A 26,284-nucleotide genomic window follows, 5' to 3' on the forward strand; every position below is an offset into this window, starting at 1 on the left:
GAGGAGGAGATATTGTGGAATGAATTCAAAACGCTTTGGGATGGTTTCTACCGACTCGATTTGTATCAGGCCAAGCTTGCCAATGACATTGTTGGAGCCGCTGACTGGAGTGAGCTCGAACTACGAATGCATCAGTTCCTCGTGGCGACCGGCCGCTGGTCCAATAGTCTCTACAAGGTCGATGCGCCTCTGGACCGGCTAGTGGAGTTGAATCAGCTCGCTGCTCAGAAATCGACGGCGACTGGTGATGATCTGGTCAACCGTGCCGGCACCGGTATGGCAGGTATCTTCATCGTTGCGACGTTGCTGGCCTTCGGTTTTGCCTGGGCCGTGATGCGCAGCGTGGTCGGTTCCCTGCATGGTATTCGGGAACTCATCCTGAGGGTTGCGGACTCGAAGGACTTCACCATTCGCGCTGGAGTGCAGGGTACGGATGAAGCGGCCGAGACTACCCGGTCGTTCAACCTTCTGCTGGAGAGCATGCAGACTTCCTTGCTTGAGGTTATGGCGGGAGCTGGGGGGATCGGCGAAGCCTCGAGACAGATTTTCTCAGTGGGATCCGAGGTTACCGATACCGCCAGCGCCCAGGTTGAAGCCTCGATATCCATGGCTTTGGCCATCGAGCATATGATCGCGAACATCGCTCATATAGCGGGCAAGGCTCGGGACGTGCTGGGTCAAGCGCAAGAAGCGAGCTCGACCGCGAACTCCGGTGCAGTCGCCATCGAACGTGCCGCTCAGGCCATGGAAGGGATCAGCCTCCAGGTTGGGCGTACCGGGGAAACTATTGTTGCTCTAGGGATGGAGTCCGACCGAATTTCCAGCATTGTCGCGGTGATCCGCGAGGTGGCTAATCAAACTAACTTGTTGGCACTCAATGCGACTATTGAGGCAGCCCGTGCCGGAGAACAGGGCCGCGGCTTCGCCGTGGTGGCGGATGAGGTACGTAGGTTGGCTGAGCGCACCACTGGCTCGGTGCAAGAGATAGGCGCGATGATTACCGCGATTCAGACCTCGGTGGCCAATTCAATGCGCGACATGAAAAGCGTTGCGGCCCATACCGACCAAAGCAAGGCCACCTCGGATGAGGCCGCTCAATGCATGATCGAGATACGTTCCAGCGCTAATGAGGTATCTGCGGCTATTACCGAAGTCACTATCGCCCTTGGCCACCAAGAGCAGGCTGCTCAGGAAATCGCCTCTCGCGTTCATCTGGTGGCGCGGCTCGGTGAACAGAACAATGCAGCCGCCTGTCGCGTTGCAGTTCTCTCCGGCACCCTCAATAGCGCCACCAGTACCCTGCACGGGGTGGTGAATCGCTTCAGACTTTGAGGTTTACGAAACGCCCGCGGGACTCGCCGGGAAGGGCTTGGACAAGTTCGTCGAACAATTGGCGCACATTTGATCGGACGCATCCGCATTGTACTTGGGTAATAAGACATCAGTCGCACACCAGTGACATGTGTCGTATCGCCGCCAATATCCAGCTTGCTTTTTCGCACTCCGATCGGTGAGCGAGTATCTGAGATACGTGCTATGCCGGGGTGGTTTCGCTTGGTTCTTCTTGTCGTTTTGGACGATTCCAAGTGTCTGACAATTACTTACTCTGGACCCGCAGCGGCTTTCGTACCATCAACTACGGGATACAGATTGATATGACTCAAAAGATAGCTTTTGTAAGCGGGTCGGGGCGTGGCATTGGTCGGGCGATTGCCATTGCACTTGCGGAGAGTGGTTATGCCGTCGCAGTGGGTGATCTGCGCGAGCCTGAAGGTAACGAAACAGTCGAGCTGATCCGCAGCGCTGGCGGTAAGGCGCTGTTCGTGCAACTGGATGTAGCTGATACGGCTTCGGTGAATGCAGCGGTTGGCCGTGCGGTGGCTGAGCTTGGGCCAGTCGATGTGCTGGTGAACAATGCCGGTTGGGATGAATTGAAACCCTTTATCGCGACCGACGAGGCTTTCTGGCACAAAGTAGTTGATATCAACTATTTGGGCACGTTGCGTCTGATCCATGCTGTGCTGCCCGGAATGCTGGAGCGTAAATGGGGGCGGATAATCAGCATCAGTTCGGATGCCGCCCGCGTGGGTTCTTCCCTGGAAGCAGTCTATTCCGGTGCGAAAGGCGCGATCATTTCCTTTACCAAGACGCTGGCGCGCGAAGTAGCGCGCAAGGGCGTAACCGCCAACTCAGTCTGCCCAGGCCCGACGCGCACGCCAGGTTTTGAGTCGGTAATGGACCCCACTAACGTCAAGGTTCTCGATGCCATGCTCAAGGCTGTTCCCGTCGGGCGTCTGGGCGAGCCGGAAGACATTGCCGCCGCCGTGGCCTACCTAGCTTCGGATCGGGCTGGTTACGTGACGGGGCAGACACTGTCCGTCAGTGGCGGACTGACGATGGCCTGATTATCGAAGGAGATCGTCAATGTCTGAGCAACATATTTCCCAGTCCAGTACGAACGCAGTTCTGTGCGCTCTGGATAGCCATGGCGTGGTTACGGTTTCCCTAAACCGCCCGGAGTCACGTAATGCCATCGACGATGAGATGGTCGATGGTCTCCTTGCTGCATTGGAACGGGTTGAGAACGAGCCGAAGGCTCGTTGCGTCGTGCTTACCTCGACCCACGAGAGCGTCTTTTCTGCCGGTGGTAATCTTAAGGGTTTCGCCGCTGCGGAGAGCCTCCTCACCAAGCATGCTCGTAACGGACGCTTCCCCGGCGTCATCGAAGCCATGATGAAACTCAAGGTGCCGGTATTGTGCGCCTTGAATGGCCATGCCTTGGCGGGTGGCCTGGGTCTGGTGATGGCTTGCGATCTGGTGCTGGCCAAGGAAGGTGTTCGCGTAGGCACGCCGGAAATTAATATTGGCGTCTTTCCCTTCATGATTTCCACATTGATGCTGCGCAATATCCCACGCAAACGGGTATCCGAGATGGTTTTCATGGGTGAGCAATTGACTGCTGAGGAGGCGCTGAAACTTGGCATCGTCAATCGGGTGATTGCCGCCGAACAGTTTACCGAGACGGTTGCCGACTGGTCGCAACGGCTGGCCAGCAAATCGCCGTTGATGCTCAAGCTTGGCAAGCGGGCCTTGTTCGAGACCCAAGATCTGTCTCTTGAGAGCGCACTGGTCTTGTTGCAGAACTACCTGACGCTGGCTCAGAGCACAGACGACGTGAAGGAAGGTGTGGCTGCATTTATAGAAAAGCGCCCACCGGTCTGGCGTGGTGCATGAATTCAGTGCTGAAGAGTGTCGCTTTCGACGACGAAATCATTGGTGCTTGTCGGCAAGATGTTTCGAGGTCAAGGCGCTGCTGCGGTTCATATCGCAACCGAACCATCGATGCGGCTGCCACCGTCAAGTGGCTCAATTGAGGAAGGTTAGATGAGTACGAATTCATATCGTTCGGTTTTTCGCTCAGGCCTGTTCGATGGTCAAGTGGCCATCGTCACCGGGGGGGGCAGCGGAATTGGCCGCTGCACAGCTCATGAATTAGCGTCTCTTGGGGCGAAAGTCGTCATCGTCGGGCGCGACAAGGAGAAGCTGCAGAAGGTCAAGAGTGAACTACTGGATGGAGGAGCAGAGGCGGAAAGCTATATCTGCGATATCCGCAACGAGGAGGGTGTTCGCGGGTTGGTAGGCAATGTCATCGCGCGCTTCGGGCGCATCGACCATCTGGTCAACAATGCAGGCGGGCAATATGCGACGCCACTGGAAAGAATCTCGAAAAATGGTTGGGAGGCGGTAATTGGCTCCAACCTGACCGGTGGGTTTCTGATGGCTCGTGAATGCTATCTGCAGTGGATGCGAGACCATGGCGGGGCAATCGTGAATATGGCTGCCGACATGTGGAACGGTATGCCTGAGATGGCTCATTCGGGAGCTGCACGTGCCGGCATGGTCAACTTTACTATGTCCGCCGCGTTGGAGTGGGGCTCTGCCAACGTGCGCGTCAATGCGGTTGCTCCGGGGTTGGTGTTCTCGTCCGGTGTGGATAGCTATCCACCGGAAATCCAGGCGCGGCTGCTGCGTTTCAAGAACGACGTACCCTTGGGACGCACTGGTACGGAAGCGGAGGTGTCGTCAGCCATCGTCTTCCTGCTATCCGAGGGAGCAGCATATATCTCCGGAGCCACAATTTGCATCGATGGCGCCTTCGCTATGGCCACGCCCAATTTTACGCTGCCGACGCGAAAGTCTGAGTCGCCCGTATACGACGGCTTCCATCTGTCCACTCCGCCCAAGTTGGTGAGGGATTGATGTTCAACGGCTCATATCACTCCAAGTTGAGGAACGATTATGATTGTTAACCCCATGAGGTTAGAAGGCGAAACCATCGTAATTACCGGTGCAGCCCAAGGCATCGGCAAGGCGGTCGCAGATTTGGCATATGATCTGGGAGCTTCGATCATGCTGATCGACCTGCAAGATGACCTCCTACAGCTGGCGGCACGCGACTACTCGCCTGATAGGGTAATGACTTGCGCTGGCAGCGTCAGCGACGCTGACTTTATTAATGACGCTTTCGATCTGGGTGCGAGGCGTTTTGGCACCTTGCATGGTTTGGTCAACAGCGCAGGCATCATCCGCCCCGCGATGATAGAAAAAATGTCTGACGATCAATGGCGGCAAGTAATCGACGTCAACCTCACTGGTAGTTACTACAGCGTTCGGGCTTTTGGGCGCGCGGCGCTGGAGCAGATAAAGGCTGGCAATCAGGCGCGACGTTCTATCGTCAATATCTCCTCTGACGCCGGGCGCATGGGAACCATAGGGCAAATCAACTACAGCGCTGCCAAGTCAGGTTTGTTCGGCATCACCATGAGTACTGCCCGTGAGTGGGCCAGACATGACATTCGCTCCAACGCCATTTGCTTCGGTGTGGTCGAAACGGCGATGACCGAGACGGTGCGTGGAGAGAAGTTCCGGGAGGGCTTGCTGGCGCGTATCCCTATGGGCCGTTGGTCGTCCGTGGAGGAAGCTGCACAGCCGATCTGTTTCTTCCTGTCCCAGGCATCGTCATACATCACCGGTCAAGTGATCTCCGCCGATGGTGGCGGATTCATGAGCGCCTGAATGGAAGGGGATTGGAATGAACGTCGATCGCCTGCTCGAATGGCCGTTTCAGGATGTGGTTCAGACTTATACGGTACGGGATACCTTGCTGTATGCCCTCAGCGTGGGCTTCGGTAGCGATCCGACCGACGCGGATCAATTGCGCTATGTATTCGAAAAGGATCTGACGGTGGTCCCCAGCATGGCTGTCGTGCTGGGTCATCCTGGTCCCTACGTGACCGATCCCACTGCGGGTATCGACTTCCGCAAGATTGTCTACGGTGAGCAAACGATGGAGTTGCTTCGGCCTCTGCCGGCAGCGGCGACCGTGCGTGCGCGGGAACGTGTCATAGCGGTTCTGGACAAAGGCCGCGAAAAGGGAACGCTGTTGCGCACTGAACGACGCATTGTCGACGACTCGACCGGCGAATTCTTGGCGATCCTGACCGCCACCCTGATGTGTCGCGGCGACGGAGGCAGTGGTGCGTCTTACGGCGAAGCCAGCCCGGTTCACATGTTGCCAAATAGCGAACCGCAGCGAACGGTCGAGGTCTCGATACTGCCCCAGGCGGCCCTGCTCTATCGCCTCAACGGCGACACCAATCCGCTGCATGCCGACCCCGAACTGGCCCGTCGGGCCGGTTTCGATCGGCCCATTCTGCACGGGCTGTGCAGTTATGGCCTTGCGGTTAATGCCTTACTCAAGACCTGGTGTGAATACGACGCTACGCGAATTTCCAGCGTCCGCAGCCGTTTCTCGGCTCCTGTCTATCCGGGAGAGACGCTGACCTTCGAGACCTGGCGCGACGGACAGACTTTATCTTTCCGTGCCTGGAGTAAGGAGCGGGGCGTGAAAGTTCTGGATAACGGTTGTGCTCTCTTGCGCTGACAACGGGTCGCGCTGAACAGAATTCATGGAGAACTGATTGATGAATGATCGCGTTGTGCGTATCGGTGGTGCCTCGGGTTTCTGGGGCGATAGCGCTGAGGCTGCGCCGCAGTTGGTGAAGGGCGGCAATCTGGATTACCTGACGTTCGATTATCTGGCCGAACTCACTATGTCGATTCTGTCCCGCGCACGTGAGCAGGATCCGGCGGCAGGCTATGCCCGGGATTTTGTCGAGGTGGCTATGCGCAGCGTATTGCGCGAGGTGGTTGACAAAGGCATCAAGGTTTTGAGTAACGCGGGAGGGGTCAATCCCATTGCCTGTGCCGAGGCTCTGCAACGACTAGCGGAAGCGGAAGGACTTGAACTCAGGATCGCGGTGGTCGAGGGTGATGATGCCTTGTCCAGAATCGAAGATTTCCGCGCCGAGGATGTCAGGGATACGCACTCGGGACAGCCATTGCCGGCCAAGGTGATGAGTACCAATGCCTATTTGGGAGCCCTGCCGATTGTCGAGGCTCTCAAGCATGGCGCTCAAGTGGTGATCACCGGCCGTTGCGTGGATAGCGCCCTGCCGCTGGCGGCATTGATGTATGAGTTCGGTTGGTCCGAGCAGGACTACGACCTTATCGCCGCTGGCAGCCTGGCTGGGCATTTGATTGAGTGTGGCCCGCAGGCTACCGGGGGCTTGTTTACCGATTGGGAGACGGTGGAGGGCTGGGACAACATTGGCTATCCGATTGTTGAGTGCCGGGCCGATGGCAGTTTCGTGCTCACCAAGCCAGCCGGAACTGGCGGACTGGTCACTCCGGCCACGGTGGTTGAGCAGATGCTCTATGAAATTGGCGATCCGGCAGCCTATCTGCTGCCGGATGCATGCTGCGACTTCACGGCCGTGCGCATGATTTCGGACGGCCCTGAGCGGGTGCTGGTGCAGGGCGCCCGGGGCTATGCGCCCGGCCCCTATTACAAGGTCTCCGCGACCTATGCTGACGGCTGGCGCTGCGTTGCGAATATTACCCTGATCGGCGGGCGCGCTGAACTCAAAGCGCGACGGGTCCGCGAGGCGATTCTGGCTCGTACGCGGCGCATGCTCGGCGAGCGTGGGATGGGCGATTACAGCCTGGTGTATAGCGAAGTGCTCGGTACTGAAGCCACATTCGGGCGGCATTCACGGGTGGCCGTCAATCGTGAAGTGGTATTACGGCTGGTGGTGGAGCACAAGCGTCGCGACGCGCTGGAACTGTTCGCCTCCGAGCTGGCCCCAGGTGGCGTCTCCTGGGCACCGGGTATGACCAGCATCGGTGGCGGCCGTCCGCGCCCCTCGCCCATCGTCAAGCTGTTCTCCTTCTTTGCGCCGAAAACGCAATTCCAGGCAAGCGTAAGGATAGACGGTGAACATTGGCCAGTTTCAATTCCCTCGGTGCAGCAGGCGCCGACAAAGGTTCATGTGGCAGCAACGTATTCAGAACCCCTGCAGTCGGCGAGTGTCGAGGCCATGGTCGAGGTACCCCTGTTGCGCATTGCGCACGGCCGCAGCGGCGACAAGGGCAATAGCGTGAATATCGGTGTCATCGCCCGCGACCCGAAGTGGATTGGGGTATTGCGCGCGGAACTCACGGCGGAGCGAGTGCGCGAGTATTTCGGCCATTTGGTCGAAGGTCCGGTCAGCCGATTTGATGTGCCGGGTGTCGACGCGTTCAACTTCCTCCTGCACGGTGCATTGGCCGGCGGTGGAATGGCTTCGCCGCGCAGCGATCCATTGGGTAAAGCCTTCGCCCAGATGCTGCTGGATATGCCGGTTCGTGTCCCGGAGGAACTTCTGGACCAACTGCCGGCGGTTGCATGACGACAGCTGGAAAAACAAAATCACTTCTTATAGAGGAACACACAATGGATTTTTCGTTGAATGAAGACCAGCGGGCGATCGAAGAAGCCATCGGAGATATCTGCGATGCCTATGACGACAATTATTGGCTTCGTGCCGAAGAAGAAAAGCGTTTTCCGCAGGAGTTCGTCGACGACCTAGTGAAGGCTGGCTGGATGGGCGTGACCATGCCCCAAGAATATGGCGGGGCGGGCTTGGGTATCACTGAGGCAGCGATCATCATCAAGCGCATTTCCCGGCTCGGCGCCAATGCTTCATCGGCGGTTCACATTAATATGTTCGGACCACATCCGGTGGTGGTGTTCGGCACTCCCGAGCAGAAAGCGCGCTTCCTGCCACCGCTGATTGAGGGTAAGGATCGGACATGCTTCGGCGTCACCGAGGCCAACGTTGGTCTCGATACCACACACATTAAGACCTTCGCCGAGCGTAAGGGCGACCATTACGTGGTCAACGGTTCCAAAGTTTGGACCTCTACCGCCCAGATCGCGAACAAGATTCTGCTGATCACCCGTACTACCAAGTACGAGGATGCGGCGCGTCCGACCGATGGTCTGACCCTGTTTTATACGGACTTCGACCGCAGCAAAATTACAGTGCGGGAAATTCCAAAGATGGGCCGCAATGCTGTTGATTCCAACGAGATCTTTATTGATGGCCTGGAAATTCCCGTCGAGGACCGGATAGGTGAGGAGGGAAAGGGCTTCGAGTATTTGTTGCATGGCCTGAATCCGGAGCGGGTACTCATTGCTGGTACCAACATTGGTGCCGGCCAGGCAGTGATCGACAAAGCGGCGAAGTACGCAAAGGAGCGCATCGTGTTCGGTCGGCCGATAGGCAAGAATCAGGGCATCCAGCATCCGCTGGCGGATTGTTGGATGCGCCTACAGGCCGCGGAAACCATGATGTTCAAGGCAGCGACTCTGTATGACCAGGGCAAACCATGTGGCCTTGAAGCCAATATGGCTAAGTTTCTGGGAGGTGATGCTTATTTCGAGGCGGCGGCGCGCGCGGTGCGCACCCACGGGGGGTTCGGCTACGCCAAAGAGTTCCATGTCGAGCGCTATTATCGCGAGGCAATCATGGGGTTGATCGGTCCGGTCAGCCACGAACTGGTGCTGTGCTATATCGCCGAGCGGGCGTTAGGCTTGCCGAAATCCTATTGATCCCTGAAGAACTTGAGCAGCAGTCGTACGACGGGGGAATACATGGACTTCAGTCAGCCAGTGAAGAGGATGCTGCTGCATACCCGCAGCATCCGTTGCGAGGGCTATGAACGGGAAGACGGCCAGTGGGATATAGAGGCGAGCTTGCTCGACACCCGGTCCTTTGAGCTACCGCTACCATTCGGAGTCGTTCTAGGGCCCACCGAGCCTTTACACCAGATGGGGCTGCGCATTACGGTTAATCGGGATTTGATCATCCGAGAAGTCGAAGCGCTGACTGCCCATGGCCCGTCGCCGGAATGCAAGGACATCGCCGACACCTACAGGCAGTTGCTAGGCCTACGTATCACCGCGGGCTTTTCCTCTGAAGTAAAAAGGTTGTTCGGCGGACGGTTTGGCTGCACTCACCTGACCGATCTGATTGGCCCTTTAGCGACGACGGCGATGCAGACTTTGTGGGCTGCGCAGATTCGCAATGCCGCATGCGGTGTTGATGTGTCAATCCGCATAGGAAGCCCGGAAAAACTGATTAATAGCTGTCATGCCTTTCGCAGTGATGGCGAAATTACACGCGTTCACTGGCCTGACTCCTACACCGGCGACAAATGAGCTCTGTCAGCAACAAGTGTGTCTCTTTGGACGATTGCGAACAGTGGACCGTGAAGCAGAATAATTATCGAGTCGGTGGCCCGGACTTGTTCAGAGCTTGATTCGAATATTACTGAGAGGAAATGCCGAAGATGGATGCTCCTGTACTTGATGATTCTCCGGTCTGCGTGACGCGTGACGACGGTGTTCTTATCATCCGCCTAAACCGGCCGGCTGAAAGTAACGCGGTGAACCAGGCGCTTGCGCGCGGTGTCTCCGCTGCCATGGACGAGCTCGATAACGATCCAACGCTGCGCATTGGCGTTATTACAGGGAGCCACAAAGCGTTCTGCGCTGGGATGGACCTCAAGGCCTACTTGCAGGGTGATATGCCCGCTACGGAGCGTGGCTTTGCCGGTGTTACGCGCAAACCACCGGAAAAGCCGCTTATCGCAGCGATCGAAGGTTTTGCGGTCGCCGGCGGGCTTGAAATTGCCTTGTCCTGCGATCTGATTGTGGCTGCACGCGGCGCCAAGCTGGGAGTGCCGGAGCCGAAGCGAGGCCTAGTGGCGGCGGCTGGTGGACTGATCCGGTTACCCAAACGCATTCCCTACCAGATTGCGATGCAACTGGCGATTACCGGCGACTACATCGATGCCGAACGTGCCTATGAAATCGGCCTGGTGAACGAGTTGTGCGAGCCAGGCCAAGCGTTGGACCGAGCGCTGATCCTAGCTCGCCGGGTGGTGAGTAACGCTCCGCTGGCAGTTCAGGCATCCAAGGCGATCATACGTGGCGCCCTGGATCTGGATGAAGAAGGTGGCTGGGAATTGCAGGATCGCCTCGGGTTGCCCGCCCTCAATACCGAGGACGCGCACGAAGGTGCCCGTGCTTTCGCCGAAAAACGTGCGCCGGTCTGGGGAGGACGTTAAGCATGGATTTCCGTGATGCGGCGGAGGACGCCGCTTTCCGCGAGACAGTGCGTACCTGGTTGGAAAACGAGGTGCCTCGTCTGGGGCCGGTACCTGACAAACTGGAGGAGCGTGTCGCATGGTGGCGACCTTGGCAGCGTCGTCTACACAAGACCGGTTTTGCTGGCTTGGCCTGGCCGTGCGAGTACGGGGGGCGCGGTGCGAGCGTCCTGCAGCAAGCCATCTTTTATGAAGAATGCGACCGGGTCGGTGCGCCTGATCGGCTCGACGTGATCGGTGCCGGCTTTGCCGGACCGACTTTGATCGAACATGGTACGGCTTCTCAGAAGACTCGTTTTCTCGATCGCATCCTTACCGGACAGGACCTTTGGTGCCAGCTATTTTCTGAACCTGGGGCCGGTTCAGATCTTGCCGCTCTGACTACCCGCGCGACACGCGATGGCGACGGCTGGCGCATTCATGGGCAGAAAGTCTGGACGAGTGCCGCACAGGTGGCCGAGTACGCCATCCTGCTGGCCCGTACCGGCGAAGGCGAGCGTCATCGCGGGATCAGCTTTTTCATTCTACCCATGCGTCAGTCCGGCGTGGAGGTGCGCCCGCTACGCCAGATGCTGGGCGGGGCCGAGTTCAATGAAGTGTTTCTCGATGGTGCCTATGTGCCGGACGACCTCCTAGTCGGCCAGTTGGGCAGCGGCTGGAAAGTCGCCATGTCCACGTTGGGCTATGAGCGTGTGGCCATCGCTACCGGGCGGGTCAATACGTTGCGCCTGCTCGAGGAGTTGATCGCGCTGGTCAAGGACAGCAAAGGCGCTGACGGTCTTCCATTGGGTCGCGATGCCTTCGTGCGGCAACGAGTGGCCGAACTCTATACGCGGATGACCCTTCAACGCCTCACCGGGAAACGCATTTTGAGCACCCTCGCGGCGGGGGGATCACCCGGCCCGGAAGCGTCCACCGCCAAGTTGTTCACCACGCCCCTGGTGGAGGAAATCTGCGATTTCGCCCTTTCGGTGATCGGACTCGAGGGGCAGGAGGAGCCTGCCGACATGGACCCAGCCAGGGCCAAGTGGCTGCGGCTGGCCTATCAGGCTCGAGGCACCAGCATTGCCGGCGGAACCACGTTCATCCAGCGCAACATCGTGGCTGAACGTGTCCTTGGAATGAAGCGCGACTGAGGGGAGCAAGTAATGCGATTTGCCTTCAACGAAGAACAAGAAATGCTGCGCGACATGATGCATTCCGCCTTGCAGCGTGAAGTAGGGCTAGACAAGATCCGGCGCTGGATCGATGCGGAGGACTTGTCGCCTTTCGACGAGTTCGTGACCCGTAACGCCTGGTTGGGTATCGGCGTTGCGGAAGAGCTCGGCGGCCAGGGCGGCGGAGTAATCGAGCAGGCACTGATGTTCGAGGAGCTGGGGCGCGGTGCCGTGCCGAGCGGAGTCTTGCTGGCCGGCTCGAGCGGAGTCCTGGGTTTTGCCGCGCGGGTTGCAGGTGGCGCCGAACACCTGCGCGATCTGCTCGAGGGCAAGGGCACTGGTGCCCTGTGCGTCAGCGCTGGTCGGTCCGCCGACCAGGGCGCGCTCCGGGTGCAGGTCACCGGGGAGCGTTTGTCCGGCCTTGTGCCCATGGTCCTGGAGGCACCTCAAGCCAGCCACCTGTTGCTCCCCGTGCCCGCCGATGACGGGCTGGATCTCTGGCTGCTGCAGGCCGGAGAGGCGGGAGTCGATATCAAGCCTCGGCGGATGATCGATCGCACCCGGCGCTTCGGCGACGTGCATCTGCAAGGTGCAAAGGGCATTCGCATCGGCCATCTGACCCAAAGCGCCGCGCGCGAGGCCAATGCGGTCATGGCGCTACTGGTCGCGGCCGAGTCCCTGGGGCTGGCCAGGCGCATGCTCGAAATGACCGTGGAGTACGTCGGTCAGCGGGTTCAGTTCGGCGTGCCAGTCGGCTCCTTTCAGGCGGTCAAGCATGCGGCGGCCGAAGTCTTGGTTGACATCGAAGCTGCTCATTCCGGCGTCTATTACGCCGCCTGGGCACTGCAGGAAGGTCAAGCGGACGGTGTGCTCAATGCCTGGATCGCCAAGGCGTTCACCACTGAAGTCGCTGCACGGACAGCAGATCGGGCGTTGTTGCTTCACGGAGCCATTGGCTACACCTGGGAGCATGACCTGCAACTGTTCTACAAGCGGGCCAAGCTAAATCTTGAACTGTTTGGCTCTGTCCGCAGTTATCGGGAGCGGATGGCTGATGCATTGGAACTGCACTAAGCGACTTTTCATCAATTCGTCCCACCCATGCTGTCCGGCATTTTATTTCTCCAATGATTAGAGGAAATACCATGGAACTCCAGGATATCAGCTACGAAGTCGATAACGGTTTGGCCACCATCACCATTTGCCGCGAAAAACGCATGAATGCGTTTCGAGCTGAAACGGTGGATGAATTGATCAAGTGCTTTAAACGCGCTTGGGCAGATCCGGAAGTCGGTGTTGTCTGTCTTACCGGTGCCGGCGATCGCGCCTTTTGCGCCGGCGGCGACCAGAAGGAAAGGGCCGAAACAGGAAGCTATGGCAAATCGGAGAGCGGGTTGTTCGAAATCCTGGCCTTACAACGGGTCATCCGCGACATTCCCAAACCGGTGATTGCAGCGGTCAATGGGCTCGCCATCGGCGGCGGCCATGTACTGCACGTGCTGTGCGACATGTCAATCTCCGCAGATCATGCACGTTTTGGCCAAAATGGGCCGCGCGTTGGGTCTTTCGACGCTGGCTGGGGCACCGGGCTGTTAGCGCGTATCGTCGGAGAGAAACGCGCACGGGAAATCTGGTTCATGTGCCGCCAATACGATGCAGCCACTGCGGAACGCTGGGGCTTGGTCAATGCCGTGGTTCCTGCGGCACAACTGAAGGCAGAGGTGCGGAAGTGGGCGGACGAAATGTTGGTGATGTCGCCCACAGCGTTGCGCTTCCTCAAACAATCGCTGAATACCGACACCGAGCACTTCGTCGCTACCGGGAGCCTCGCTTCGACCGGTTTGATCAATTTCGGCGACACACCGGAAGCTAAGGAGGGGGTGACAGCATTCGTCGAGAAGCGCGCCCCGGCCTTTAGCAACTACCGGAGCCGAGTGTCGGTTTAATAAGCACCAACAACCAGGAGTACCTTGGGCAAGAGGGCTTAAACGAGGCGCTGGTGGCTGGGATTTTCGTGCTCGTTCAGGAAGCGATCCCAGCCCTATCGGCACGACTGTGACAGGTATTTTGTCGTTCAGCCTTGGCTGAGTGGCGGCCAATAAAAACAAGAGGATACGTCATGCAATCCACCATCGCGCAGCGTGAGATGGTCGCTGCACCCGTTTTATCCCGACATCCGGACACGGTAGTGAAGGGCTTTCTTCGTACCGTAGAGCAACACGGAGACCTAGTGGCCATCGACAGTCTCGACGGGAAGACCCGATTGACTTGGCGGCAGGTGCGCCAGCGTGTTGAGGTACTGGCGGCGGGCTTAAGCCTCCTTGGCGTTCGCCGAGGCGATACGGTGGCGCTGATGTTGAAAAATCGCCCCGAGTTCCTTTTTGCCGATCTCGCCATCATGTCTCTTGGCGCGACTCCTTTTTCGATTTACGCCACGTTGCCTGCAGTACAGATCGTGCCATTACTGGACAATTCGGATGCCACTATTGTTTTGTGTGAACGCACCTTTCTCGCCCAGATACAGGGCGCCCAGCAGGCATGGCCGGCGCTTGCGACCGTCGTGCTGCTCGAAGGTGGCGGGGGGGCTGGAACAATTGATTGGGCCGAATTGGAGAAAAACGGTGCAGAGGGATTCGATTTTGAGGCGGCGGTAGCGGAGGTTCTACCCGACGACTTGGCAACTATCGTGTATACCTCGGGCACCACCGGGCCAGCCAAAGGCGTGGAGTTGCCCCATTCGAGCGTCATTGCGTTCGCCACAATCGTCGAACACTGGCTGCGCTTCTTCCCTGGACAAAGAATACTGTCGTGGTTGCCGACGGCTCATACAACCGAACGGGTCGCCGGGCATTACCTGCCTCTCCTTAATGGTTGCACGATCACCTATTGCGATAACCCCATGAGCATCATGGACGCTGTCAAGCAGGTTCACCCCCATATTTTCTTTTCCCCGCCGCGACTCTGGGAAAAGGTCAAATTCGGCATAGAGAAGCAGTGGGCCGCTCTGCCCGAGGATATCCAGCAGGCGGTACGTCAGGCTCTGCAACGGGCAATCGAGAAGGTACGCCTTGAGCAGAAGGAACAATCTGTGCCGGCAAAGTTGGCAGAGGCTTGTGCAGAGGACGACGCCAAATATTTCGCCCCCGTGCGCAAGGCTTTGGGCTTGGACGCGGAGGGACTGTTTGTGGGTTCTGGTGGGGCCATGGCGCCGATTGCCTTGGTAGAGTTTTTTCACGCCATTGGCTTGCCTCTGGATGAAGCGTACGGGATGACCGAGTCGGCGGCACTTGGTACGCGCAGCCCAAAAGGCAAGATTCGCATCGGCACGGTGGGCAAGGCCCAGCCGGGCGTGGAGGTAAAACTGGCTGAGGACGGCGAAATCCTCATTCGTCACAACGGGGTCATGCGCGGTTATCGCAAGCAACCGGAGGCTACCGCCGAGATTAAGGACACCGATGGTTGGCTGCATACCGGAGATATCGGAACCATAGATGCCGATGGTTATTTCCGTATCGTTGACCGCAAGAAGGACATCATTATCAACTCTTTCGGCAAAAACATGTCGCCGTCCAGTATCGAAGGGACTCTGACCGGTGCGGGCAGCTTAATTTCTCAAGCCGTAGTCGCGGGAGATGGCCGTAACTATAACGTCGCTTTGCTCACCCTTGACTCCGTACATGTATGGGCCTGGGCCATGGAGCACGTGTCATTGGCATCCTTGTGTCTGATCCCGGAAGTACATGAGGCGGTGGAGGCAGAAGTGGCGCGGGCTAATCAGCAATTGAGCCGGGTCGAGCAGATCAAGAAGTTTCATATCGCCGGTGGCGAGTGGTTGCCAGGGTCCGATGCCGTGACGGCGACCATGAAACTTAAGCGCCAGGCCATTTTAAAAAAATATGCCGATGAGATTGACGCCTTGTACACAGACCAGGGGAGAAATTAAATGTCACGGGAAGCTAACAACCGCTTCACGCGAGATCTTTTCGACGAGGATCATGATGCGGCTCGCGACAGTTTCCGCCGCTTTCTCAGCAAGGAAGTTCAGCCGCATTATGCCCAGTGGGAGCGCGATGGCATTATCCCCCATGCGGTGTTCGAGGCACTAGGCGACGGCGGCTATCTTTGCTTGGCAGTGCCGGAGGAATATGGCGGCCAGGGGCTAACCGACTTTCGCTTCAGCATTGTCCTGACTGAAGAATGCCTTGCCCTGGGGATGACCTCCCTGGCTTCAGGAATCGCCTTGGTGAATGACGTCGCCTTGCCTTACTTCTTGGACTACTCCAGCGAAGAGCAGAAGCAGCGCTGGTTTCCCGATATGGTTGCCGGCAAGCTCGTCACCGCTATCGCCATGACCGAGCCCAGCGGTGGTTCCGACCTGGCGGCGCTGCGCACGACGGCGCGCCTCGACGGAGACGCCTATGTGGTGAACGGTTCGAAGACCTTCATCACCAACGGCATCAATGCCGATCTGGTGCTGACCGCGGTCAAGACCGATCCCTCCAATCGTCACGGCGGTATCAGCCTCCTCGGCATCGAGCGTGGCATGCTGGGATTCGAGCGCGGGCGGAATCTCGAAAAGCTGGGCCAACATTCCCAGGACACTGCCGAGCTGTTTTTCAACGATGTACGGGTGCCGTGCGCCAACCTGATCGGTACGGAAAACCAGGGGTTCGTGCACATGATGACGAACCTGCCCCAGGAACGGTTGAGCATCGCCAATTCCGCGGTGGCTTCATCCCGTGCCGCGCTGGATTGGACGCTCAGCTATGTCAAGGAACGTACCGCCTTTGGCAAGCCAATCGGTACTTTCCAGCTCTCGCGCCAGGTGCTGGCTGGGATTCGCACGGAAATCGAAATCGCGCAGGTATTCATTGATAAGTGCGTGGCGGTTCATCTGACGCACGAACTGACCGCCGAGCAAGCGGCCATGGCGAAATGGTGGTGTACCGACCTGCAGGGACGCGTCATGGATCAGTGCCTGCAACTGTTTGGCGGCTACGGCTACATGACCGAGTTCCCCATCGCACGGGCCTGGGCGGATGCCCGGATCATGCGGATATTCGGTGGTACCAACGAGATCATGAAGGAGATCATCGGCAAGGCGGAAGGTTTGTCTGGCTGAACTAGCTGCTGATGGTTTCCCCAAAAAATAAATAAGAAGGAGGCAGCAGATGCCCGCTACGAATGTCAATCGTCAATGGATCTACGCGCAGCGCCCGAGCGGGGCTGTCGGACTTGAACACTTCAAGTTGAACGAGGCGGCAGTCCCCTCCCCAGGGCCCGGTCAGGCGCTGGTTCGCGTGCGTGGGCTGTCTGTCGATCCAGCGCAGCGCGCTTGGATGATGACCCGGACTTACCGGCCGCAATTGCAACCCGGCGAGGTAATGGCTTCCTTCGGGATTGCCGAGGTTGTGGAGTCCAACGTTCCTGGGCTGGCGCCTGGCGACTGGGTGGACGGCGATCTGGGATGGCAGGATTTTGCGATCGTGACTTCGGATAGCGTCAGGCTGAGGAGCAAGAGCGAGTCGCTGGAGCATTTGATTGGTGTTCTCGGTATCACTGGTCTCACCGCTTACTTCGGGCTGCTCGATGTGGGCAATCCGCGGCCGGGAGAAACCGTAGTGGTTTCGGGTGCTGCGGGAGCGGTGGGCTGTATCGCGGTGCAGCTTGCCAAGATCGCCGGTTGCCGGGTGGTTGGCATTGCCGGTGGCGCGGAGAAGTGCCGTTGGCTTGAGGAAGAACTGGGTGTCGACGCCGCCGTCGACTACAAGGCCGGTAATTTGCGAGAGGCATTGAAGGCGGCTTGCCCGAACGGCGTGGACGTGTACTTCGACAACACTGGCGGTGAAATTCTCGAAGTCGCGCTGGCCCTGATGAATCTCCATGGCCGCGTGGCCTGTTGCGGCGCTGTGTCGCAATACAATCAGTCGGATTGGAGTGCTGGCCCGCGCGGCTTGCCTGGTGTGCTTGTGGCCAAGCGCATCCGCATGGAAGGGTTTCTGGTGATGGATTTCTACAAGCAGCGTAAAGCCGCCGAGAAAATTCTGTCGAACTGGATTCGCAATGGTCAGCTCAAGACCCCCATGGATGTTGTCGAGGGACTCGAGAATGCACCCCAGGCCCTGATCGATCTGCTCCAGGGGAAAAACTGGGGAAAGATGATGGTGAGGGTGAACTGAGATGACCCAGACCAGAGTCAACCGGCAGTGGATCTACAAGCAGCGTCCACAAAACGCCGTGGGTCTCGAGCATTTCGAAATGCGCGAGGGCGCCGTGCCCAAAGCGGGGGGGCGGCCAGCTTCTGGTGCGCGTGCTGGTCGCTTCGGTCTCGCCGAGGCAACGCGCCTGGATGAGGACGGATACCTACCGGCCGTGCTTGCAGCCGGGCGAGGTGATGGCCTCCTACGGTCTTGCAGAGGTGCTCGAGTCGCATAGCGACGACTTCGCGCCCGGCGACATAGTGGACGGCAATTTCGGCTGGCAGGATTATGCCATCGTCGATGCCGAGGCTGTCCGTCGGCGGCAACCCGGGATACCGCTGGAGTGGTTGTCGGGTGTCCTGAATCTGATGGGTTTCGCAGCGCATGTGGGCTTGTTCGAGGTGGCGCGACCGCGGCCCGGTGATACCGTGGTCGTGTCCGGGGCCGGGGGGCAACAGGCTGCGTCGCCGTGCAACTGGCACGGCTCACCGGATGTCGCGTCGTGGCAATCGTTGGTGGCGCTGCCAAGCGCTGATGGCTGGTCGATGAGTTGGGCGCGGACGTCGCGGTCGATTACAAGTCGGGCGATCTGGTCGGGCAGTTGCAGGGGGCTAAGCGCATCCCCATGCAGGGATTCGTCGTTTTCGATCCTCTTCACCGGCGCCCGAACGTGGAGTTCGTTCTCTTGGAACTGCGCCGCTCCGGCAAGTTGAAGGCACCGGTGCAGGTGGTGAAGGGATTGGAACATGTTCCCCAAACCTTGATCGATCTGCTCGAGGGATGCAATCGCGGAAAAATGGTGGTCAGTGTCAGATCCCTGCAGTAGGCCCGGTAGTCGACGGATGCCGCATACCGGAACTGACTTTACTTCAAGCGCACTTGTGGAGAGCCCGATGAACGTATTTGAACCGATCAAACCGGAACAGGATCCTGCTGGAAAGATGGCGGAGATGGTTGTTACAACAGCGTTCGAGGATATTCCCGCCGAGGTGATCGAAATCGCCAAAAAGGCGATTCTCGACACCCTTGCCGTCATTATTGCTGGCTCCAAATGGGAAGTCAGCCCGCAGATCGTGCAACAGGTGACGGAGTGGGGCGGCGCGCCGGAAAGCCCAATCCTCATCTACGGCGACCGGGTGCCGGCGCCGCTGGCGGCGTTCGCCAACGGCGTCATGGCACGTGGCATCGACATGGGCGATGTGCATGAAACCGGCGGGCATGTCACCGAATGGAATATTCCCGCCATGCTAGCCGCAGTCAGTATTTCCAGTAAGCCGGTCACCGGAAAGGAGTTTCTTGCCGCTTACGTTACTGGCGGTGAGCTGAGCGTCAGGGTCAATACGGCAATGAATGGCTGCTCCCACGCCTCGGTGGGCGTTCCCGGTGAGTACAACGGTCCCCTCTGTGCCACGGCATCGGTGTCACGGCTGCTTGGCCTGAGTGTCGAGGAAACCTGGAATGCCTTGGGGATCGCCTACTCGGTCCACGGAATGTCGGAAATGCAAAAGTACGCCGAGGGCACGCAGATGGCGCGGGTCCAGCATTCCTTTGCCGGCGAGACCGCGATCAAGGCGGCCCTGTTGTCGAAAAAAGGTATTACTGGCCCGAAAGGGATTTTCCTCGGCGTGCCAGGAGGCTCGTTCCGGCATATCGGCTGGGACGGTATCCGCCCGGAAATCTTGACCGAGGATCTGGGCAAGCGCTGGATCTATGCCGAGGGGCTGTCGCTAAAACCCTATTCGGCTTGCAAGTTCACCCATTCGTTCATCGCCGGCGCCATCGAGATCATGCGGCGCGATCGGCTCGATTACCGGGATATCGCCAGCGTGCGCTGCATCGGCAGCGAGGGGGCGCGGATGACCATCGAGCCGAAAGAAGCGAAATGGAAACCGAAGACCGTGGGTGAGGCGTTGTACAGCACACCCTACACGGTGGCGACTGCGATCATCGGCGGCGATGTTTTCCTCGGCGACTTCACTGTCGAGGAAGTCAACCGGGCTGACAAGCGCGAGCTGATGCAGAAAATCAGTGTGGAAACCGATCCGGCGATAACGGACCAGTTCGAAGGCTTCAGCGTCGAGATCAAACTGCAGGACGGCCGTGTGTTTCGGCAGTGCACGCCCTATGTCCTGGGGCACACCCGCAACCCGATGAGCTGGGACGATCTGCAGCAGAAACTCGACAAGTGCGCCGCCTATGCCGCCGTGCCCCTGGCGCAATCGAAGCTGAGCAGGCTCGTCGGGCTGTGTAAGGACCTCGACAAGGTTGAGGACGTATCGGAACTGCTCGGTGCGCTCACACCCTGAACGCTGTCCTGATTGAGGAGATGCCGCTATGCGCTTTTCGACGATCCATATGGATATTTCGGATCACATCGCCACGCTTACACTGAGCCAGCCCCGCAGCCGAAACAGTATCTCGGAGACTAGCCTGCGGGAAATGATCGAGGCGCTGGATTGGCTGCGCACACGGGATGAGGTGCGGGCATTGATTCTCACCGGCGCGGGGCAGGCGTTCTGCTCCGGTGCTGATCTCGGGAAAATGGATGCCGTCGATATCAATGGCTTGTCCATCGGTGAGCGGGCTGCGGCGACCATGGATGCACTCGCTAATCCGCTCATTTTGGCATTGCAGCAGTTTCCTCTGCCGGTGGTGGCTGCCGTGAATGGCGTTGCAGCGGGTGGGGGCGTGGCGCTGGCGTTGGCGGCGGACATTGTGATTGCCGCACGCTCGGCCTATTTCCTCACGCCGTTTCTACCACGTTTGGGTATTGTGCCGGATATGGGTGCAACCTGGTTTCTGCCGCAACGGATAGGGCGCGCACGGAGCCTGGGGTTGCTGCTGCTGGGCGATCGCCTGTCGGCGGAGAAGGCGCTGGAGTGGGGATTGATCTGGGCTTGTGTCGAGGATGATGCGCTGTTGGACGAGGCGAGAAATATCGCCGGACGGCTGGCCCAGATACCGCCGCATAGCGCCCTCGAAGCGCGTCGCGCGCTGAATGCGGCGGGCAGCCAAGACCTGTTGGCCCAGCTCGGCTATGAGCGCGATCGGCAACGCGAACTGCTGGACTCACCTGCCTTCAGGGAGGGTGTGAAGGCATTCTTCGAGAAGCGCGCGCCGGTCTTCGAGCGTTGATCCTGAATGCCTGCATATATGAGAGGAAACACCGATGCAGCTTGACGACTTGATGTTCAAACCGGGTCTGATGCGCGGGCAGCGCATCCTGATTACCGGTGGCGGGACGGGACTGGGACGGGTCATGGCCGAAGCCTTTCTAATGTTGGGCAGCGAGGTCTATATCTGCGGACGGCGTGCTGCCGTGGTGGAACTGGCCGCCGCCGAGTTGATGGCACAGCATGGCGGTAAGGTCGTGGCACTGACCTGCGACATCCGCCAGCCCGAGGCCATCGCCACCATGCTCGACCGCATCTGGGACGATGGTGGCGCGCTGACCGGTCTGATCAACAATGCCGCCGGGAACTTCATCAGCCGCACCGAGGACTTGTCGCCCCGGGCCTTCGATGCGATTGCCAGCACCGTCTTCCACGGCTCCTTCTACATCACCCTGGAATGCGGAAAACGTTGGCTGGCGGCGGGTCAGAGAGCCAACGTCCTGTCCACGCTGGTCACCTGGGTTTGGAACGGCTCGGCGTTCACCGTGCCCTCCGCCATGTCGAAAGCGGGTCTGAATGCGATGACGCAATCCCTGGCGGTGGAGTGGGGTGGGCGCGGTATCCGCGTCAACGCCATCGCGCCGGGGGTCTTTCCAACCGAGAGCGCTGCCGCCAGGTTGGATCCCACTGGGGCCGCCAAACCCGGCGACGATGTGCCCATGCAACGCGCCGGGGAGATGTCCGAGCTGGCGAACCTGGCGGTCTACCTGATGGCGCCGGGCTCCGACTACATCAATGGCGAAACCATCGTGATCGACGGCGGGCTGTACCCGGCGACCGGCGGCAACTTCGCCAAGCTGACCAACTTGACCGACGAAGACTGGCGTCGCACCCGCCAACTGATCGACGAACGCAATGCCGCCGACAAGGCCAAGCGCACGACTTGAGCAGCAAACAGGGTATGGAGACTGCAAATATGACATACAACTGTCTCGAACTGGACGAGCGGGGACCCGTACTCTGGGTCACGCTGAACCGACCGCAAGCCCTGAATGCGCTCGACCTCGAACTGGTCGACGAGTTGGGACGCCTCTTCACCGGCTTGTATGTGCGCGAGGATATCCGGGTCGTGGTCATGCGCGGCGCAGGCCGGGCTTTCTGTGCCGGACTCGATCTCACGCAACACGCTGCGCAGACCACGACGCTTTCGGTGTCGGAGGGGTTGGCGTCTACCCGCCGCTACCGCGATATCGTCATCGCCATGCGCCGTTGCCCGCAACCGATCATCGGCCTGCTCAACGGACCCGCCTGCGGCGGCGGCATTGCCCTGGCCCTGGCGACGGACGTGCGTATCGCCACATCGACCCTGCGCATGAACGCCGCGTTCATCCGTATCGGCTTCAGTGCCTGCGATATGGGCCTCAGCTATTTCCTGCCGCGCATGGTGGGCAGCTCGGCCGCAGCGGAATACATGCTGACTGGGCGCTTCATCGATGCGCAATGCGCTTACGAACTGGGGCTGGTCAGTCGCGTGGTCGCGCCGGAACGGCTCGATGAGGAAGCCGGTGCCCTGGTGGAAGATATGCTCAGAACAGCGCCTTTGGGGCTGCGCCTGACCAAGGAGGCGCTGGGTCATGCCATCGATGGCCAGAGCCTGGAAGCGGTGATCGCCATGGAAGACCGCAACCAGACCCTGTGCGCCCATGGTGAGGGTTTCCGCGAAGCGATGGCAGCGTTCATCGAAAAACGCCAGCCCCACTACCCTACGGCAGGGTAGGCGAATGCCTGGACCGAGAGAGGAGGATGTATGTCGATACAACTATCAGTCCTGAGCCATATCAGCGCGATCGTGGATGATGCCGCTGCGGCGGGGCGTTTGCTCGGCGATGTTTTCGACGCCCCGCTGTTGCAGCGGGCCTCTTCGTCTTCGCAACAGGAGAGTGCGACGCGGATAGTGCATGCGGGGCTCGGTGACGTCCGGCTGCAATTCATCCAGCCGGGCTCGGTGGATGGACGGCTTCACCGGCAACTCAGGGAACATGGGCCGCAGGTTCATAGCCTGGCGTTTTTCGTCGCGGACCTGATCTCCACGGAGGCTGCATTCGCGCAGGAGGGGATTGCCGTTCTCGATCGCTCGAACATCGACCTGCAGACCGCCGCGGGCCTCGTTGAGGCACCGGTCTGTGTGTTTGCGGCGATGGCGCGTCTCGGTTTTAACATCGAGCTGATCGGGGCCATCGGTAGTTCGAGGGTAGCGGGCGACGATGAACCGCCGGGAGACGCGCTGTTCGGCAATTTGTCTCCCCTTCTGCATGTCGAACTCGCCGTTGATGACCTGGACGACCCTTGTGCTCTGTTACAGCGGCTGTTCGGCTCGGAGAAGGTCGAGAGTGGCTTTGCTGAGTTTCTCAGTAGTCTGGGTTCTCTCGATATCGTCCATGTGAATTTGGGTAATGTGGTTCTTCAGTATTGCCTCCCGAAAACCGAAGACTCCCCATGGGCGCAACTGCTTGCACGCAGAGGCCGCGCCATTCACAACATTACCTGGTTGGTGCGCGACATGTCCGAGACCGTGGCGGCGCTGGCGCAACAGGATGTGCAGGATCTACGCAGCTTCTCCCTCGATTTCGGCCAACTGGTCGGTCGCGAGAACCTGCCGGAACATCTCGCTCCGCAGCGGATCGTCGATCTAATGCCGAGGCTCGGCTTTCATATGGAGTTGACCGAAGCTTTTGTAAACAATATCGACGACTTCATTTTCAACCCCTTCGCCAACTGGAAAGCGCGTCCGCAGCTTTCATGATGGGGAGCGCAGCATGCTGGACAGGACTCTGATTGGCCATTGCCTGACGCCGCACAGCGTCGAGGTGGAAAAGGGCCGTTTGCGATTTTTCGCCAAGGCCACCGGGCAACTCGATCCGGTCTATCTGGATGAGGCTGCCGCGCGGCAATCCGGCTACCACAACATTCCGGTGCCGCCGACATTTTTGTTCTGCCTGGAGAACGACTCTCCCGATCCCTGGGAACTGCAACGGCTGCTCGATCTGGACCTGAGGCATTTGCTGCATGGCGAACAGTCGTTCGTCTATCACCGGATGGCCTGTGCCGGTGATGTGCTTACCTTCGAACCGCGGCTGAGCGACATTTATAGCCGCCGTGATGGGGCCCTGGAGTTCTTCGTGCGTGAAACGCGAGTCACCAATTCCATGGGCGAGCACATTGCCGATCTGCGCTGTGTGGGTGTGCAGCAGCATGACGGGAGGCTGGTATGAGGGACGTCGATAATCCTGGTCCGCAACCGCTGCGCTTGACACCCATTGAGCGGACCACGCTGGCGCTCTACGCGGGGGCGTCCAGTGACCACAACCCGGTGCATATCGACAGCGACTTCGCTCGGCGGGCTGGCCTGCCTGACGTATTTGCCCACGGCATGCTGTCGATGGCCTACCTTGGCCGTTTTCTCACTGACTGGATACCGCAGTCGCAGATTCGCCGGTTTGACGTGCGATTCGTCAGCCGGGTGGAACTGGGTACGGCTTTGATATGCAGTGGCGAGATCCTCGATATGAGCGAGTATGACGGGGAACACCTGACGCGCGTCGCGGTGCGCGTGACCTGCGAGGCCGGGGAGCTGAAAGTGATAGGCGAGGCCTGCGTGGCACTCGCGCCGAAGGCCGACACCCGCCTGCGATGAGGTTCAGCGCCCGCGGGCTTGCGTATCCAGTGCCTGCATGGACTGTATCAGGTAGCGCCCAACCGCATTGGGCGCCCACTGTCCCGAGGTGGGCAGGGGCTGGCGCACGAAGCGATAATCCTGGATTGGTGCCTTCAGGGATTGAGCCAGATCGACATCCTGCGCGGATAGTGTAGTGAAGCGGTGTGCTACCGACGTATCCAGCCTGATCATGGCCTGGCTGTCCGGAAGCCAGACGGAGGCCAGGTAGGGGAAGGACGCCTGCTGATATTCCAGCAGCAGTTGGCCGATCTCATGGCTGAGATCATGCAGCACGCAGCGGGTTCCCGATGCCGGCGGCAGCTCGTCATGGAGTGCGCCGAGCACACTGTCGAGGTGGGCATGCGCATCGATGAGGGGAGGGCGCCAGCGGGCGTAGGCCGATAGGGTCGAACGCGCCGCAGCGCCGGACTGCGGCAGGTTCTTCAGCCCGGCGGTGGTGGCATCCAGATTCTGCACCTGCTCGATGATGATGCCGTGGCCGAACTGCCTGGCCAGTCTTTGCAGATGCGCCATGTCGTTTCTGTAGGCTTCGCCATTGCTGATGTCGTAGGGAGTGCCATTGAGGTTGTAATAGATCAGCACGTTCGCCGTCACCGAACTGGCCAGCGTTCGCATCGCCTGGATGTCATCCTGGCGACTTGCCTCGCCTTCGGCCATGGCCAGTGCAGAGGACATGAGCAGGGCCAGGTATAGGCAGCCAGGCAGTCGATGCCATCCATTTTTCTTGTGGTATGTCATCAGGGTTCCATCGTGGGTGTTCATCCATAAGAAATCGATGTTCCAGAGCAATCGTATGAAGCCTGGTAATTCATCGGTGAAACTGGACGGCCTGGGACAGCGCGCCCCGGCCGACACGGGCGGCGTTCGCCTTCACTTCGGCATCCTCGTAGCCGAAGGAAATGCCCAGCAGCAAGCGATGCTGCGCTGAAATGCCGAGCTGTTCGCGCACCAGGTCGGGATACAGGGTCAGGGCGCCCTGGGTGCAGGAGTCGATCCCGCGTGAGGTCATCGCCAGCAACAGGGTCTGGGCATACATGCCGCAGTCCGCTGCCTGGCGGACGTCGAAGGGCAACGGCAGGAAAATGAAGGCCACATGGGGCGCATCGAAAAAAGTGAAGTTGCGCAGGTAGACGTCGTTGCGTCCTGCCTTGTCCTGCCTTTCCACCCCCATGGCACCGTAGAGCTGGGCGGCGGCGTCGAATTGCCGCTCGCGGAAAACGCCTTCGTAGCGGGTATCGACGGGCCAGTCCGGGTGCATGTTTTCGGGAAACTTCGCCGCCGCGAGCAGCTTTTCCCGCAAGGTATTGCGGGCCTGGCCCGACAGCACATGGATGATCCAGGGTTGTACGTTGCAGTTGGACGGCGTTCGCTGGGCGAGGCTGAAGACTTCCTTCAACATGTCGTCGGGCACTTCATCGTCAAGGAAGCCGCGAACCGAACGTCTCCTGAAGATGACTTCATCGAACGAGCAGGTGTGTTGCTCAGGGAGCCGGGAGTGCTTTTCCATTTGTCTTCCCATGTTTA

26 protein-coding genes and 1 pseudogene are annotated in these 26,284 nt (G+C 59.2%); 25 read left to right on the plus strand and 2 right to left on the minus strand.

Annotation, left to right across the window (positions count from 1 at the left end):
- Positions 1-126: 126 nt before the first annotated feature.
- The 25 genes and pseudogenes from ACZRN6_RS20495 (at position 127) to ACZRN6_RS20615 (ending at position 24,718) form a co-directional block, all read left to right on the plus strand.
- Positions 127-1,332, plus strand: a complete 1,206-nt coding sequence (locus ACZRN6_RS20495; RefSeq protein WP_464008769.1) for a methyl-accepting chemotaxis protein — start codon at positions 127-129, stop codon at positions 1,330-1,332.
- Positions 1,333-1,586: 254 nt separating this feature from the next.
- Entirely contained in the window at positions 1,587-2,405 is an 819-nt protein-coding gene (locus ACZRN6_RS20500; RefSeq protein WP_464008684.1) for an SDR family NAD(P)-dependent oxidoreductase, read from the plus strand.
- A 19-nt stretch (positions 2,406-2,424) separates the two neighbouring features.
- A complete protein-coding gene (locus ACZRN6_RS20505) occupies positions 2,425-3,234 on the plus strand; it encodes an enoyl-CoA hydratase/isomerase family protein (RefSeq protein ID WP_464008685.1) in 810 nt (269 codons plus the stop codon).
- A gap of 150 nt (positions 3,235-3,384) precedes the next feature.
- Positions 3,385-4,260, plus strand: coding sequence for an SDR family oxidoreductase (locus ACZRN6_RS20510; protein ID WP_464008686.1), 876 nt, complete (start codon positions 3,385-3,387; stop codon positions 4,258-4,260).
- 39 nt (positions 4,261-4,299) lie between these two features.
- Entirely contained in the window at positions 4,300-5,076 is a 777-nt protein-coding gene (locus tag ACZRN6_RS20515; RefSeq protein ID WP_464008687.1) for an SDR family NAD(P)-dependent oxidoreductase, read from the plus strand.
- A 16-nt stretch (positions 5,077-5,092) separates the two neighbouring features.
- On the plus strand, positions 5,093-5,944 hold the full coding sequence (locus tag ACZRN6_RS20520) for a MaoC/PaaZ C-terminal domain-containing protein (protein ID WP_464008688.1): 852 nt from the start codon (positions 5,093-5,095) through the stop codon (positions 5,942-5,944).
- A 40-nt stretch (positions 5,945-5,984) separates the two neighbouring features.
- Positions 5,985-7,790, plus strand: coding sequence for an acyclic terpene utilization AtuA family protein (locus ACZRN6_RS20525; protein WP_464008689.1), 1,806 nt, complete (start codon positions 5,985-5,987; stop codon positions 7,788-7,790).
- Positions 7,791-7,834: 44 nt separating this feature from the next.
- On the plus strand, positions 7,835-8,995 hold the full coding sequence (locus tag ACZRN6_RS20530) for an acyl-CoA dehydrogenase family protein (RefSeq protein ID WP_464008690.1): 1,161 nt from the start codon (positions 7,835-7,837) through the stop codon (positions 8,993-8,995).
- 42 nt (positions 8,996-9,037) lie between these two features.
- Complete coding sequence (locus ACZRN6_RS20535) at positions 9,038-9,604, plus strand: DUF2889 domain-containing protein (RefSeq protein WP_464008691.1); 567 nt, start codon at positions 9,038-9,040, stop codon at positions 9,602-9,604.
- Between the two features lie 131 nt (positions 9,605-9,735).
- The gene (locus tag ACZRN6_RS20540) at positions 9,736-10,515 is read left to right on the plus strand and encodes a crotonase/enoyl-CoA hydratase family protein (RefSeq protein WP_464008692.1); all 780 of its coding nucleotides are present in this window, start codon (positions 9,736-9,738) and stop codon (positions 10,513-10,515) included.
- 2 nt (positions 10,516-10,517) lie between these two features.
- Positions 10,518-11,690, plus strand: a complete 1,173-nt coding sequence (locus ACZRN6_RS20545) for an acyl-CoA dehydrogenase family protein (RefSeq protein ID WP_464008693.1) — start codon at positions 10,518-10,520, stop codon at positions 11,688-11,690.
- 12 nt (positions 11,691-11,702) lie between these two features.
- The gene (locus ACZRN6_RS20550; protein ID WP_464008694.1) at positions 11,703-12,785 is read left to right on the plus strand and encodes an acyl-CoA dehydrogenase family protein; all 1,083 of its coding nucleotides are present in this window, start codon (positions 11,703-11,705) and stop codon (positions 12,783-12,785) included.
- 71 nt (positions 12,786-12,856) lie between these two features.
- Positions 12,857-13,657 (plus strand): enoyl-CoA hydratase-related protein, encoded by an 801-nt coding sequence (locus tag ACZRN6_RS20555; RefSeq protein WP_464008695.1) that lies wholly within the window; start codon positions 12,857-12,859, stop codon positions 13,655-13,657.
- Positions 13,658-13,830: 173 nt separating this feature from the next.
- Entirely contained in the window at positions 13,831-15,654 is a 1,824-nt protein-coding gene (locus ACZRN6_RS20560; protein WP_464008696.1) for an AMP-dependent synthetase/ligase, read from the plus strand.
- Complete coding sequence (locus tag ACZRN6_RS20565) at positions 15,655-16,833, plus strand: acyl-CoA dehydrogenase family protein (RefSeq protein WP_464008697.1); 1,179 nt, start codon at positions 15,655-15,657, stop codon at positions 16,831-16,833.
- A 49-nt stretch (positions 16,834-16,882) separates the two neighbouring features.
- Positions 16,883-17,890: an NADP-dependent oxidoreductase gene (locus ACZRN6_RS20570; protein ID WP_464008698.1), complete on the plus strand. Its 1,008-nt coding sequence runs from the start codon at positions 16,883-16,885 to the stop codon at positions 17,888-17,890.
- A 71-nt stretch (positions 17,891-17,961) separates the two neighbouring features.
- Positions 17,962-18,213 (plus strand): annotated as a pseudogene (locus ACZRN6_RS20575) (NADP-dependent oxidoreductase); the annotation flags it as partial.
- 248 nt (positions 18,214-18,461) lie between these two features.
- On the plus strand, positions 18,462-18,737 hold the full coding sequence (locus tag ACZRN6_RS20580; RefSeq protein WP_464008699.1) for a hypothetical protein: 276 nt from the start codon (positions 18,462-18,464) through the stop codon (positions 18,735-18,737).
- A 67-nt stretch (positions 18,738-18,804) separates the two neighbouring features.
- Positions 18,805-20,217 carry an MmgE/PrpD family protein gene (locus ACZRN6_RS20585; protein ID WP_464008700.1) on the plus strand — a complete coding sequence of 471 codons (1,413 nt, stop codon included), beginning with the start codon at positions 18,805-18,807 and terminating at the stop codon, positions 20,215-20,217.
- 28 nt (positions 20,218-20,245) lie between these two features.
- Positions 20,246-21,046 carry an enoyl-CoA hydratase-related protein gene (locus ACZRN6_RS20590; protein WP_464008701.1) on the plus strand — a complete coding sequence of 267 codons (801 nt, stop codon included), beginning with the start codon at positions 20,246-20,248 and terminating at the stop codon, positions 21,044-21,046.
- 34 nt (positions 21,047-21,080) lie between these two features.
- Positions 21,081-21,971 carry an SDR family oxidoreductase gene (locus tag ACZRN6_RS20595; protein ID WP_464008702.1) on the plus strand — a complete coding sequence of 297 codons (891 nt, stop codon included), beginning with the start codon at positions 21,081-21,083 and terminating at the stop codon, positions 21,969-21,971.
- A 29-nt stretch (positions 21,972-22,000) separates the two neighbouring features.
- Complete coding sequence (locus ACZRN6_RS20600; protein ID WP_464008703.1) at positions 22,001-22,801, plus strand: enoyl-CoA hydratase/isomerase family protein; 801 nt, start codon at positions 22,001-22,003, stop codon at positions 22,799-22,801.
- A gap of 30 nt (positions 22,802-22,831) precedes the next feature.
- Positions 22,832-23,827, plus strand: coding sequence for a VOC family protein (locus ACZRN6_RS20605; RefSeq protein ID WP_464008704.1), 996 nt, complete (start codon positions 22,832-22,834; stop codon positions 23,825-23,827).
- 13 nt (positions 23,828-23,840) lie between these two features.
- A complete protein-coding gene (locus tag ACZRN6_RS20610; protein WP_464008705.1) occupies positions 23,841-24,296 on the plus strand; it encodes a MaoC family dehydratase N-terminal domain-containing protein in 456 nt (151 codons plus the stop codon).
- A complete protein-coding gene (locus ACZRN6_RS20615; RefSeq protein ID WP_464008706.1) occupies positions 24,293-24,718 on the plus strand; it encodes a MaoC/PaaZ C-terminal domain-containing protein in 426 nt (141 codons plus the stop codon). The genes ACZRN6_RS20610 and ACZRN6_RS20615 overlap by 4 nt, the downstream gene beginning before the upstream one ends.
- Positions 24,719-24,721: 3 nt before the next feature.
- Here the strand turns inward: ACZRN6_RS20615 and ACZRN6_RS20620 are convergent, their stop codons facing one another.
- Both ACZRN6_RS20620 and ACZRN6_RS20625 read right to left on the minus strand, forming a co-directional pair.
- Positions 24,722-25,435: a hypothetical protein gene (locus tag ACZRN6_RS20620; RefSeq protein WP_464008707.1), complete on the minus strand. Its 714-nt coding sequence runs from the start codon at positions 25,433-25,435 to the stop codon at positions 24,722-24,724.
- Between the two features lie 133 nt (positions 25,436-25,568).
- Positions 25,569-26,267: a nitroreductase gene (locus tag ACZRN6_RS20625; protein WP_464008708.1), complete on the minus strand. Its 699-nt coding sequence runs from the start codon at positions 26,265-26,267 to the stop codon at positions 25,569-25,571.
- Between the last annotated feature and the right edge of the window lie 17 nt (positions 26,268-26,284).

Source organism: Pseudomonas sp. A125 (genome assembly GCF_055409485.1).

Bases quoted from the DNA above. Each gene is read 5' to 3' on its own strand.
- ACZRN6_RS20495 (WP_464008769.1), top strand. From the start codon at position 127: ATGCATCAGTTCCTCGTGGCGACCGGCCGCTGGTCCAATAGTCTCTAC.
- ACZRN6_RS20505 (WP_464008685.1), top strand. From the start codon at position 2,425: ATGTCTGAGCAACATATTTCCCAGTCCAGTACGAACGCAGTTCTGTGC.
- ACZRN6_RS20510 (WP_464008686.1), top strand. From the start codon at position 3,385: ATGAGTACGAATTCATATCGTTCGGTTTTTCGCTCAGGCCTGTTCGAT.
- ACZRN6_RS20515 (WP_464008687.1), top strand. From the start codon at position 4,300: ATGATTGTTAACCCCATGAGGTTAGAAGGCGAAACCATCGTAATTACC.
- ACZRN6_RS20520 (WP_464008688.1), top strand. From the start codon at position 5,093: ATGAACGTCGATCGCCTGCTCGAATGGCCGTTTCAGGATGTGGTTCAG.
- ACZRN6_RS20525 (WP_464008689.1), top strand. From the start codon at position 5,985: ATGAATGATCGCGTTGTGCGTATCGGTGGTGCCTCGGGTTTCTGGGGC.
- ACZRN6_RS20530 (WP_464008690.1), top strand. From the start codon at position 7,835: ATGGATTTTTCGTTGAATGAAGACCAGCGGGCGATCGAAGAAGCCATC.
- ACZRN6_RS20535 (WP_464008691.1), top strand. From the start codon at position 9,038: ATGGACTTCAGTCAGCCAGTGAAGAGGATGCTGCTGCATACCCGCAGC.
- ACZRN6_RS20540 (WP_464008692.1), top strand. From the start codon at position 9,736: ATGGATGCTCCTGTACTTGATGATTCTCCGGTCTGCGTGACGCGTGAC.
- ACZRN6_RS20545 (WP_464008693.1), top strand. From the start codon at position 10,518: ATGGATTTCCGTGATGCGGCGGAGGACGCCGCTTTCCGCGAGACAGTG.
- ACZRN6_RS20550 (WP_464008694.1), top strand. From the start codon at position 11,703: ATGCGATTTGCCTTCAACGAAGAACAAGAAATGCTGCGCGACATGATG.
- ACZRN6_RS20555 (WP_464008695.1), top strand. From the start codon at position 12,857: ATGGAACTCCAGGATATCAGCTACGAAGTCGATAACGGTTTGGCCACC.
- ACZRN6_RS20560 (WP_464008696.1), top strand. From the start codon at position 13,831: ATGCAATCCACCATCGCGCAGCGTGAGATGGTCGCTGCACCCGTTTTA.
- ACZRN6_RS20565 (WP_464008697.1), top strand. From the start codon at position 15,655: ATGTCACGGGAAGCTAACAACCGCTTCACGCGAGATCTTTTCGACGAG.
- ACZRN6_RS20570 (WP_464008698.1), top strand. From the start codon at position 16,883: ATGCCCGCTACGAATGTCAATCGTCAATGGATCTACGCGCAGCGCCCG.
- ACZRN6_RS20585 (WP_464008700.1), top strand. From the start codon at position 18,805: ATGAACGTATTTGAACCGATCAAACCGGAACAGGATCCTGCTGGAAAG.
- ACZRN6_RS20590 (WP_464008701.1), top strand. From the start codon at position 20,246: ATGCGCTTTTCGACGATCCATATGGATATTTCGGATCACATCGCCACG.
- ACZRN6_RS20595 (WP_464008702.1), top strand. From the start codon at position 21,081: ATGCAGCTTGACGACTTGATGTTCAAACCGGGTCTGATGCGCGGGCAG.
- ACZRN6_RS20600 (WP_464008703.1), top strand. From the start codon at position 22,001: ATGACATACAACTGTCTCGAACTGGACGAGCGGGGACCCGTACTCTGG.
- ACZRN6_RS20605 (WP_464008704.1), top strand. From the start codon at position 22,832: ATGTCGATACAACTATCAGTCCTGAGCCATATCAGCGCGATCGTGGAT.
- ACZRN6_RS20610 (WP_464008705.1), top strand. From the start codon at position 23,841: ATGCTGGACAGGACTCTGATTGGCCATTGCCTGACGCCGCACAGCGTC.
- ACZRN6_RS20615 (WP_464008706.1), top strand. From the start codon at position 24,293: ATGAGGGACGTCGATAATCCTGGTCCGCAACCGCTGCGCTTGACACCC.
- ACZRN6_RS20620 (WP_464008707.1), bottom strand. From the start codon at position 25,435: ATGTCCTCTGCACTGGCCATGGCCGAAGGCGAGGCAAGTCGCCAGGAT.
- ACZRN6_RS20625 (WP_464008708.1), bottom strand. From the start codon at position 26,267: ATGGAAAAGCACTCCCGGCTCCCTGAGCAACACACCTGCTCGTTCGAT.